Source organism: Bradyrhizobium genomosp. I (2014) (assembly GCF_000261685.1).
Taxonomy (GTDB): domain Bacteria; phylum Pseudomonadota; class Alphaproteobacteria; order Rhizobiales; family Xanthobacteraceae; genus Bradyrhizobium.
In genome coordinates this window covers 1-10,227 of record NZ_AJQE01000301.1, presented here as the reverse complement: position 1 = coordinate 10,227, position 10,227 = coordinate 1, and the positions used below count along the sequence as shown (strand labels likewise).

The window sequence follows — 10,227 nt, the reverse complement described above, 5'->3', positions numbered from 1 at the left end:
GCCGCCGCAATGAAGGCGGGCGGCGTCCCGACAAGCCCGGCGGTGGCGAGCGCTTGCGTTGCCGGCACCACATCGTCATCGAGCCCTGCAAGCAGGAAGATCGGCGCCTTGACGTCCTTCAGATGAACCGGGCGGCCGAGCGCGACGAAACTGCCCCCGGCAATCCGGTTCTCCCGGAAAATCCCGTTGACGATTTCGAGATAATACGTGCCCGGCAGATTGAGCGTCTCGGAATTCCAGCGGTCGAAGCGCGCGAGCAGAGCCGTACCCTGCTCGTCCGAGATATCCCTCTGCAATGCCGCCACGATATCGTCGCTATCAGGCGCTTTGGACCAGAGGCGCAGCATCTCCTCGCCGCTGACATTGCCGCCGCCGCGCGCGACGAGCTGGTCGTAGACCAGCTCGGGCGCGTTGCGGGCGAGCCGGGATAGCGAGGAATCGATCGACAGATCCACGGGAGCGCCGACCAGGACCAGTCGCCGTACCTTGGCTGGAAAGCGCGCCGCGTAGAGCAGCGACAGCCATCCGCCCTGGCAAAGGCCGACGAGATCGACCGGCGCGCCGATCTCGTCGATGGCGACGTTGAGGTCGCCGAGATAGCTGTCGATCGAGAGATAACGCATGCCGGGGGTGGCCGACCGCCAGTCGGTAAGATAGACCCGGTCGATGCCTCCCTGTTGCAGCGACTGCACCACGCTGTGGCCTGGCGCGAAATCGGCGATCAGGGCCCGATGCAGCGCATAGGGGGCGCAGACCAGCACCGGCTGGCCGGACCGGATCTGCGAGCAATCGCGCAGCTGCATCGTTGCGAGCTCCAACGCAACGCTGTTGGGTGTCGTCCATGGCAGGTTGCTCTCGTCCCGCTCCACGGGTCCGCGCTCCAGCCACCAGAAACAGGCATCCATGGCAAGCTGCGCCGCCGCAAATGGCCACGGCCGTGGATCATCAGGAGCGTGCCCTGATCCGCGTGGCTGTTTGCCGGTCTTCTCCACCATGGCTGCCTCGATGTCCTCAGAGGAACGCCTCGAGGCTCACGACAGAGATGCCGAGGTCCCGAAAACTTTGATGGGTCGCGGCGACCGAGCCGTCCAGATCGATGCCACGGCAGGCATCTTCGATGACGGCCACCTCCAATCCCGCCTTACGCGCATCCTCCGCCGAGAATCGGACGCAGAAGTCCAGCGCCAGGCCGGCGACAAAGACGGTCTTCAGCTCACGTTCGCGCAAATAACCAAGCAGTCCGGTCGGCGTCCGATGGTCGTTCTCGAACAGCGCCGAATAGGAATCGATGCGACGGCGAAAGCCCTTGCGCACCACGAGGCTCGCCCGGGTCACATCGAGATCGCGATGAAATTCAGCGCCGGCGGTGCCTTGCACGCAATGCGTCGGCCATAGCACCTGCCTGCCGTAGTCGAGCTCGATGGTCTGGAACGGCTGCTTGTCCGCGTGTTTCGGCGCGAACGAGACGTGGTCGCTCGAATGCCAGTCCTGGGTCAGCACCACATTGGCGAATTTTTGGGCGATCCGGTTGATGGCGGGGACGACCTTCTCACCACCGGGGACGGCAAGCGCCCCACCGGTGCAGAAATCGTTCTGCACGTCGATCACCAGCAGCACGTCGCGGTCGGAAATCTTCATCGCAAGGCCCCATCGATCCACCTGGCGTCCGGCGCCGGACGCTCCCTCCCAATGTCGATCTTCCGGCTCGGCTTCGCAACCACCGACCGCGTGCGGCGATACCGCCAAGCTCGTGCCGGAATGCAACGGTTTGACCTTGTCCGTGTTGACTAGGCGCAACCAAGCGAGGATCCTCAGGCCGTCCGCGCTTGCGGATCGGATCAGGAACGGAGGCGAAGGTTCCCGAGGGCCGGCAAGGCCACGGAAGCCGCGGGGCCATGGGCATCGGCAAGACAGGAAAAATTCTTCTCGCCGACATCGGCGGCACCAATGCGCGCTTCGCGCTGAGCAAGGCCGAATCCAGCGGCGGCGACCAGCCCGGGCCGATCGATTATGTGAAGGTCGCAGACTTCCCGACCGTCCGCGAGGCTATCGCGGACGTCCTGGCGCGCCGGTCGGGCGGCGAGCAGCCCCAAAGAGCGGTGCTGGCGGTAGCGGGTCCCGTCACCAACAACCGTTGCGTGATGACCAACAGCCCCTGGGTCATCGACGGCAACGAACTGCAGCCAGCGCTCGGCTTCGACAGCGTCCATGTGCTGAACGACTTCGAGGTGGTGGCCTGGTCCCTGCCCGCCTTGCAGCCTGCCGACCTGGTCCCGCTCGGCGGAGGAGATGGCTTGCCCGGAGAGCCGTTGCTGGTCGTCGGCCCCGGAACCGGTTTTGGCGTCTCCTGCCTGATTGAACGCCATGGTTCGCGGCTGGCCGTCGTCACTGAGGCCGGACACGCGACCCTGCCGGCGGAGAACGAGCGCGAGGAACGCGTGATTGCCTGCTTGCGCCGGCGCCTCGGCCATGTCTCCATCGAACGTGGCGCGCTCTCGGGTTCCGGGCTACAGAACCTCTACGAGGCATTGGCCGAGATCGACGGCGCTCAGGTGCCGCATCGCGACGCTGCCGCCATCACCAAGGCCGCGCTGGAGGGCAGTTGTCCCGTCAGCCGGGCGACGCTGGAGATGTTTTGCGCCATCCTTGGCTCGGTCGCCGGCAATCTCGCCGTGACCTTCGGCGCCCGCGGCGGCGTCTATATCGCCGGGGGAATCGTACCGCGCTTTCGCGAATTCCTCGCGGCCTCCGCGTTTCGGGCACGCTTTGAAGCGAAGGGACGCTTCCAGGACTATCTGAGCAACATCCCGACCAGGCTCGTGATCAAGCCCGATGCAAGCTTCGTCGGCCTCAAGATGTTTGCCGACCACACGGCGGATTGACGGACGATCGCTCCCCGCTGCTCGCGGGGCCCGGCAATTCACAGATGATTCAGCACTGGCCGGGTTCCAGGCAGGAACGTGCTTGCGTGCATGTTTCCGATGCGAAACAATCTCCCCGTGTGTGGCGTAGTTGCGGGGGCGTGACATGCGTAGGCAGGACTTGGGTTTCGACTATCACCGCTATCATCGCCTGCTGAGCGAAGCGGACGACGAAGACAAGCGGTTGGCCCTGATCGAACTCCTGATCGAGGAGAAGGCCCGCGACCGGCTGGCTGCCCAGCGCGCCTCGGACCGCGCGGCCATGACGGCCCACACCATTGCCAGGGTGCTGAGGAACGGTCGCTACTGAGCCGGTTGAATCACTCTCCCACCCTGCGCCCCCCGCGTGATCGGTCAGCTTGGAATTGCGGCTGACGGCTCGGGAAACATCGAATCGATCATCGCCTTGAGCTGATCCATCGCGATCGGCTTGCGCAGGATCGGCCTGCGCCGGAGCAGGGACGGCAGCAGTTCCGGACCGTAGCCTGTGGCGAACAGAAACGGTTTTCCGCGACGTTCGATCAGGTCGGCGACGGGATCGACGTAGAGACCCATGAGATTGATGTCGAGGATGGCCAGATCGTATTGCGCGGTCATGGCAAAGGCGCTGGCGTCGCGGACATTGTCCGCCTCCGCGACGACGTGGTGGCCGAGTTCCTCCACCATGTCGGCGATCATCATCCGGATCAACGCCTCGTCTTCGACCAGGAAAACGGAGAGTCTGTCCGCCATATCACCCCCGCAATCAGCCTGGCGAAGCTAACCATAACCGAGATGCGGAGAGGATTCACGAATTCGTGGCGGGCGCCGTTAATTCAGACGCGCCCGAACCGGTTCAACTTGATCAATCCAATCCGCGCTCGTGGCTGAGATGCACCATCTCCTGAATGAAGACCTGCTTCTGCTTGTCGTCGAGGCTCGAATAGAGCGGCTCGGCGGCGTCGGCGACGTTGCGCTGGTCGGCGGCACGATCAATCAGGAACTGGGCCTCGTTGCGCATCTGCTCGATGATGTCGTCCGGTGGATCCCGCTTGGCGCGCGCAACCCTCAGGTTGAGCCGCTCTGCACCATTGTGCCCGAGGTAGTGCATCGCGCTCGAGAAGCCATACCAATGCTTCTCCTGATCCGGCGTGAGGTTCAGCTCGGTCTTGATCCGCTCGATGTAGGAATCGCTGTTGGCGACGATCTGCTCGGCGGTCAGCTGCGGGGCGCCGGTCTGGGTGAGAACCGTGACATCCTTGTTATCCCGATTGCCCTTGTTGTCCTGCGGCGCGTTCTTCGCCTCCTTGCTCGCCTTGGCGCCCTTGCCCGCCTTGGCGCTCTTCGCATCCTTGTCCTTGGCTGCGCCCTGCTGCCTGGCGTCCTTGCTGGACTCCTTGGCGGCTGGCGGCTGATTGCCGCCGTTGTTGCTGCCGACACCGAGCACGCCGGTGAAGACGCCAACCACGCCCCCGATCGCGCCGCCGAGCACGCCCCCAACCGGACCTGCCGCCTTGTTCCCGGCGGCAGCGCCTTCCTGAACGCCTTTGACCAAGCCCTGAGCATTCGCTACCACGGCTGCGCCGAACAGCAGCGCGAGCATGGATCCCAGCGCAAACCATCGTCGCAGGTGAAGCCGCGCTGGCAGCGCCGGTTTGATCATTCTCGTCTCCATCATCGAGCTGCTGGCCTGTCGGGCGAGAGCTACCCGTCAGCGACAACTTTATCGTTTCCGCCGCTTCGAGGTCCAGACGCAGCCGATTGCTGTCCACGCCTGAAAAGTCTTTCACGCGAAGCGGTTATGCAGGCTTATTCGAAACTGCGGCGTAATTGCGCACGGATCGTTTCAGACGGTTTGACGCGGAGTGTGCGTCGCAAAAACAGCGAGCGCCCTCCGCCTGCGACGCACCGCTTCGACATCCGCCACGACGCTTCCGGACACAACGTTAGTTTTAGACGCGGGGGCGCTCGGCTTTCTCGACAGATGCGATCAATCATGATCTGATCGCGCTACCAATTCGTTGCGCCTTGCGTGAATTGCCCACGCGGGCCGACGGCACCAATAAGAAAATCCAACGACAAGAACTCAATAAGGAAGTCTCTCAGAGGAAACTCCAACAACAACACCCAAGCGAGGAAACGAGATGTCACGCAAGACACTGACGCGACGTCAATTTGTGGCTGCTACTGCAATGTCCTCCACGGCGCTGATTGCCGCGCCCTACGTCCGGGGCGCTTACGCCGCCGGCAAGCTCTCGATCGGTTTCTGGGACCATTGGGTGCCGGGCGCCAACAAGGCCTCGACCGATCTGGTCAACGAATGGGCCGCGAAGGAGAAGGTCGAAGTCTCCATCGATTACATCACCAGCCAGGGCAACAAGAATCTTGTGACGATTGCGGCCGAGGCGCAGGCCAAATCAGGCCACGATATTCTGGCGATGCCGACCTGGTGGCCGCACGCCAATGCGAACTATATCGAGCCCGTCAACGACATCATGGACTCGATAATCAAGGAAAATGGCGCCGTCAACGACACCGTCAAATATCTCGGCCAGGCGAACGGAAAATGGCTCGGGATTCCCGCGTGCATCGGAAGCCAGATCAAGGGTCCCTGCTCCCGTATCGATCTGATGAAGAAGTTCGCCAATATCGACGTTCAGGCGATGTATCCTGCCGGCGGCCCGCCGAAGGCCGACAACTGGACTCTCGATACCTTCCTCAAGGCAGCCGAGGCATGCCACAAGGGCGGTAACCCCTTCGGCATCGGGCTCGGCATGACGAGCGATAGCGTTGACTCGGCCGGTGCATTCTTCAGTGCGTTCGGCGCAGACCTGGTCAATGCCAAAGGCGACGTGACCGTCAAGAACGACAATGTTCGCCAAGCGCTCGAATTCTACAAGAAACTGATTCCGTTGCTGCCCCCTGATGTGGCGGCGTGGGATGACGCTTCGAACAACAAATGGCTCGTCTCGGGCAAAGGCGCCATGATCATGAACCCGCCAAGCGCCTGGGCCGTCGCCAAGCGAGATGCGCCGCAAGTGGCCGAGCAGTGCTGGACGCATGGCTTCCCGGCCGGTCCGAAGGGTCGTTTCGCGCCGTACCTGCCCTATTTCTGGACGACCTGGAATTTCTCGAAGAACAAGGAAGCGGCCAAGAGCTTGCTTGTTCATCTGTCGAAGCCTTCGTCGATCGAGAAGTGTGTCGTGGCGAGCGGCGGCTACGATCTGCCGGCGTTCGAGAAGCTCACGACCCTCAAGGTGTGGGCCGAAGAGGGACCGCCGAAGGGCACGCTGTTCCACTATCCGAACCCCTACAACCATCAGAAGCTGTCAATTGCGGCCTCTCCTGCGCCGCCCAAGATCGCTCAGCAGATTTACGCCCAGGGCACACTGACAAAAATGGCGCTCAAATATGCCCAGGGCGAGAAGATGGAAGATGTACTCGCCTGGGCGGAGGGCGAGTGCGAAGGCTTCATGCGCAGCTAAACGGAGATCGCCGCGACCGGCCGCACGAAAGTGCGGCCCGTCCGCGCCATCCGTACACACATGGAGACGGCCGGAGACCGGCAAGCCTGTAGACCCTACAAGGAATTTCAACCATGGCTGATGTTGTCGTTGGGCAAGCCAGCGTTACCCGTTCCACCGGCGTCCGCAAGCGATCTAGTCTGCGCAACGCCGTGAAGCACAAATCGACGGTCGCGTTTCTCATGACGCTGCCACTCATCGTCTTGATTGCCGTGCTGGTTCTGTACCCGGCGGTCTACTCGTTGCACCTCGCGACCTTGAGCAAGTCGATGACCAAGTTCGTCGGCTTGGGCAACTTTCAGTTCTTGTTCAAGCGCGAGACATTCTGGCTCGTAGTAGAGCAATCCTGCATCTTTGCGATCACAGCCGTGATCTTCAAGGCGTTGATTGGCTTCATCGTCGCCCATTTCGTCCACAACATTCCGGCCAAGGGGCAGCGCAAGTGGCGCGGCATGCTGCTGGTCCCCTGGGTGATCCCGCCCGCGATGAGCACGCTTGCCTGGCTCTGGCTGTTCGATCCCTCCTACAGCGCCTTCAACTACACCCTGTCATTCTTGAACATCGGACCGGTTCCCTGGCTCGGCGAAGCCAGCTGGGCGCGATTCTCGGTTATTCTGGTCAATATCTGGATCGGCGCGCCGTTCTTCATGATCATGTATCTGGCCGCTCTGAAATCCGTTCCCGACCAACTCTACGAGGCCGCCGCCATCGATGGTGCGAACTGGTGGCAGCGCATCTGGTATGTGACTTTGCCGATGATGCGCAACATCATCGCGATCACGACACTGTTTTCGCTGATCGTCACGTTCGCCAACTTCGACATCGTGCGCATTTTGACTGCGGGCGGCCCGCTCGACCAAACTCACATCTTTGCCACCTGGGCTTTCAAGGTCGGCATCGAGGGCAGCGACATTCCGCTCGGCGCAAGCGTATCGCTCTTCATGTTCCCGATCCTCGCGATCGCAGCGATCTTCATTCTGCGGGACATCAACAAGCGTGGGAATGAAGCCTGATGACAACAGTAACGATGGACAAGGCGGGTCCCCGCCGGAAAGTAAAACAGGGTAGCATCAGCCGCGACCGTGCCTGGGCCCTGCGCTGGTCCTATTTCTTTCTGGCGCTGTTCGCGATCTTTTCGTTGACGCCGCCGCTCTACATGCTGATCACTTCGCTGAAAGGCAGCGCCGAGATCTCTGCTGCGACGAATCCGTGGTGGGTCTTCCATCCGACCCTCGGCAATTATGTCGAACTGCTGACCTCGAGCCAGTTCCTGCGTTTCTTCTGGAACTCGGCCATCGTCTCCATCGTCGTGGTCGCAATCACCATGCTGATCAGCGTCCCCGCCGCCTTCGCGCTGGCGCGAATGAAATTCTGGGGCTCGACCGCGCTCGCCACGGGCGTCTTTCTCACTTACCTGATCCCGGACAGCCTGTTGTTCATTCCGCTGTTCAAGATGTTCGCGACCTTCCAGGACTGGACCGGCGTTCAGCTCCTGAATCGATGGTACGTCCTGCTGCTTGTCTATCCAACGCTCACGGTCCCATTCTGCACGTGGATCATGATCGGCTACTTCGCATCGATCCCCAAGGAGCTCGATGAAGCTGCGCTCATCGATGGTGCGTCATGGTTCCAGACGCTCACGCGGATCTTCATCCCAGTTGCCCTGCCTGGCCTGATTGCGGCAACAATTTTCGCCTTCACAGTGTCGTGGGCACAATTCCTCTATCCGCTTGTGTTCACGACTTCGACGGACCAGCAAGTGCTGCCGGTCGGCATCATTACCACGCTGATCAAGGGCGACGTGTTCAACTGGGGCCAGATCATGACCGGCGCGCTGCTCGGCGCGGCGCCGCCGCTGATCATCTACGCATTCCTGATGGACTACTACATTGCCGGCCTGACCGCCGGCGCGACAAAGGGTTGATGACTCATGGCTGACGTTGCTTTGCGGAAGGTAGTCAAGCGTTACGACGATGTCGAAGCCGTGCGCGGCATCGACCTCGACATCGCCGACCATGAGTTCATCGTGCTGGTCGGCCCCTCCGGCTGCGGCAAGTCGACGACGCTGCGGATGATCGCGGGCCTCGAGGACATCAGCGACGGCGACATCATGATCGGCGGCGACGTCGTCAACGACGTGCCGCCGAAGGACCGCGACATCGCGATGGTGTTCCAGAACTACGCGCTCTACCCGCACATGACGGTCGCGGAGAACATGTCGTTCGGGCTGCGCCTGAAGCACTATCCCAAGGCCGAGATCAAGGCGCGGGTGACGGAAGCCGCCCGCCTCCTCGACATCACCGACCTGATCGACCGCAAGCCGAAGCAGCTCTCCGGCGGCCAGCGCCAGCGCGTCGCGATGGGCCGGGCCATCGTGCGCAATCCGAAGGTCTTCCTGTTCGACGAGCCGCTGTCAAACCTCGACGCGAAACTCCGCGTGCAGATGCGGATCGAGATCAAGAAGGTGCACCAGAAGGTGCGCACCACCACGGTTTACGTCACCCACGACCAGGTCGAGGCGATGACCTTGGCCGATCGCGTCGTGGTGATGAACAAGGGGCGCATCGAGCAGATCGGCACGCCGAACGAGCTCTACCACAAGCCGGCAACCCGCTTCGTCGCCGGCTTCATCGGCTCGCCCGCGATGAACTTCATTCCGTGCCGGCTCGAGGATGTCGGCGGCACGCTCCAGATCCGCCTCACCGATCGCATCGCTTTCCCGCTGCCGCCGGCGCGCGCCGCACGTTACAATGCGCTGCCGCGCACCGACAAGCTGCTGCTCGGCCTCCGGCCCGAGCATCTCACCGAGTCGCACGCGCATCTCGAGCCGGGCGTCGAGACCTTCGACACCGTGCTCGACGTCACCGAGCCGATGGGAATGGAGACGCTGGTCTATTTCGGGCTCGACGGCACGCCGGTCTGCGGCCGCGTGAATCCCAATGCCGGCGCCAAGGACGGGGCACCCATGCGTTTGGCGATGGACCTCAACAACATGCACCTGCTAAACGAAGAGACCGGCGTCGTGTTGTGACGCCGTCTTGAGAAACGCGAGGCAGGCAGGGGAGCGATGGCGACCAACAAGAAGAAGATTTTCGTTACACAAACCTTGTCGCAAGGGGCACGCGCCCTCCTCACCCAGCGGGACGATATCGAGCTCGTCGAGTTTCCGAACCTGATCTCGGCAAAGGACTTCGAGGCCCTGTTGAAGAGCCACGCGCCGGTCCACGGCGTGGCGCTCGGCGCCACCGCCTTCGGCGAGACCGAGCTCGAGGCATCCGGCGACATGAAGGTGGTGACGCGGATCGGCGTCGGTTACGACGCGGTCGACGTACCTGCCCTCTCCCGCCGCAAGGTGCCGTTGATGGTCGCCGGCAGCGCGAACTCGCCCTCGGTCGCGGAAGCGGCGCTGTTCATGATGCTGACGCTGGCCAAGCGCGCGCAGGAAATGCATTCCTGCGTCAGGGACGGCAAATGGGCCGACCGGCTCGGCATGCTGCCGTTCGACCTCTACGGCAAGACCGTGCTGATCATCGGGTTCGGCCGGATCGGCAGCCGCACCGCCAAGCGGTGCCTGGCGATGGAAATGAACGTGCAGGTCTACGATCCCTACAAGGGAGCCGCCGAGATCAAGGCCGCCGGCTGCGAACCCGTCACCGACCTCGACGCCGCGCTGCCCAACGCCGATTTCGTTACCATCCACTGCCCGAAGACGCCGGAAACGGTCGGCCTGTTCGATGCGGCGCGGATCGGCCGGATGAAGCCGAAATCCTATCTCATCAACACCGCCCGCGGCGGCATCGTGA

Annotated in this window: 11 protein-coding genes; 7 read left to right on the top strand and 4 right to left on the bottom strand. The window is 62.5% G+C overall.

Annotated features, from left to right (window positions below):
- Positions 1-995, bottom strand: a 995-nt coding sequence (locus tag IC50_RS27980; protein WP_035712345.1) for an alpha/beta fold hydrolase, incomplete at its 3' end; no start/stop codon positions are given.
- A gap of 16 nt (positions 996-1,011) precedes the next feature.
- Positions 1,012-1,638, bottom strand: a complete 627-nt coding sequence (gene pncA, locus IC50_RS27975; protein WP_035712344.1) for a bifunctional nicotinamidase/pyrazinamidase — start codon at positions 1,636-1,638, stop codon at positions 1,012-1,014.
- Positions 1,639-1,895: 257 nt separating this feature from the next.
- On the opposite strand from pncA, the gene glk reads away from it, so the two are divergent.
- Positions 1,896-2,882, top strand: coding sequence for a glucokinase (gene glk / locus IC50_RS27970; RefSeq protein ID WP_035712342.1), 987 nt, complete (start codon positions 1,896-1,898; stop codon positions 2,880-2,882).
- A gap of 145 nt (positions 2,883-3,027) precedes the next feature.
- Positions 3,028-3,231, top strand: a complete 204-nt coding sequence (locus IC50_RS27965) for a hypothetical protein (protein ID WP_035712339.1) — start codon at positions 3,028-3,030, stop codon at positions 3,229-3,231.
- A gap of 44 nt (positions 3,232-3,275) precedes the next feature.
- Here the strand turns inward: IC50_RS27965 and IC50_RS27960 are convergent, their stop codons facing one another.
- Entirely contained in the window at positions 3,276-3,653 is a 378-nt protein-coding gene (locus IC50_RS27960) for a response regulator (protein WP_035712338.1), read from the bottom strand.
- Between the two features lie 112 nt (positions 3,654-3,765).
- On the bottom strand, positions 3,766-4,563 hold the full coding sequence (locus IC50_RS27955) for a Spy/CpxP family protein refolding chaperone (RefSeq protein WP_035712336.1): 798 nt from the start codon (positions 4,561-4,563) through the stop codon (positions 3,766-3,768).
- A gap of 481 nt (positions 4,564-5,044) precedes the next feature.
- Between IC50_RS27955 and IC50_RS27950 the strand changes: the two genes are divergently transcribed.
- The 5 genes from IC50_RS27950 to IC50_RS27930 form a co-directional block, all read left to right on the top strand.
- Complete coding sequence (locus IC50_RS27950; RefSeq protein ID WP_035712333.1) at positions 5,045-6,385, top strand: ABC transporter substrate-binding protein; 1,341 nt, start codon at positions 5,045-5,047, stop codon at positions 6,383-6,385.
- A gap of 113 nt (positions 6,386-6,498) precedes the next feature.
- Positions 6,499-7,437: a carbohydrate ABC transporter permease gene (locus tag IC50_RS27945; protein ID WP_035712332.1), complete on the top strand. Its 939-nt coding sequence runs from the start codon at positions 6,499-6,501 to the stop codon at positions 7,435-7,437.
- Positions 7,437-8,348: a carbohydrate ABC transporter permease gene (locus IC50_RS27940; protein WP_035712330.1), complete on the top strand. Its 912-nt coding sequence runs from the start codon at positions 7,437-7,439 to the stop codon at positions 8,346-8,348. The genes IC50_RS27945 and IC50_RS27940 overlap by 1 nt, the downstream gene beginning before the upstream one ends.
- A gap of 6 nt (positions 8,349-8,354) precedes the next feature.
- Complete coding sequence (locus IC50_RS27935; protein ID WP_035712328.1) at positions 8,355-9,455, top strand: ABC transporter ATP-binding protein; 1,101 nt, start codon at positions 8,355-8,357, stop codon at positions 9,453-9,455.
- 36 nt (positions 9,456-9,491) lie between these two features.
- Positions 9,492-10,227 (top strand): NAD(P)-dependent oxidoreductase (locus IC50_RS27930; RefSeq protein WP_035712324.1); only part of this gene is annotated, 736 nt, incomplete at its 3' end.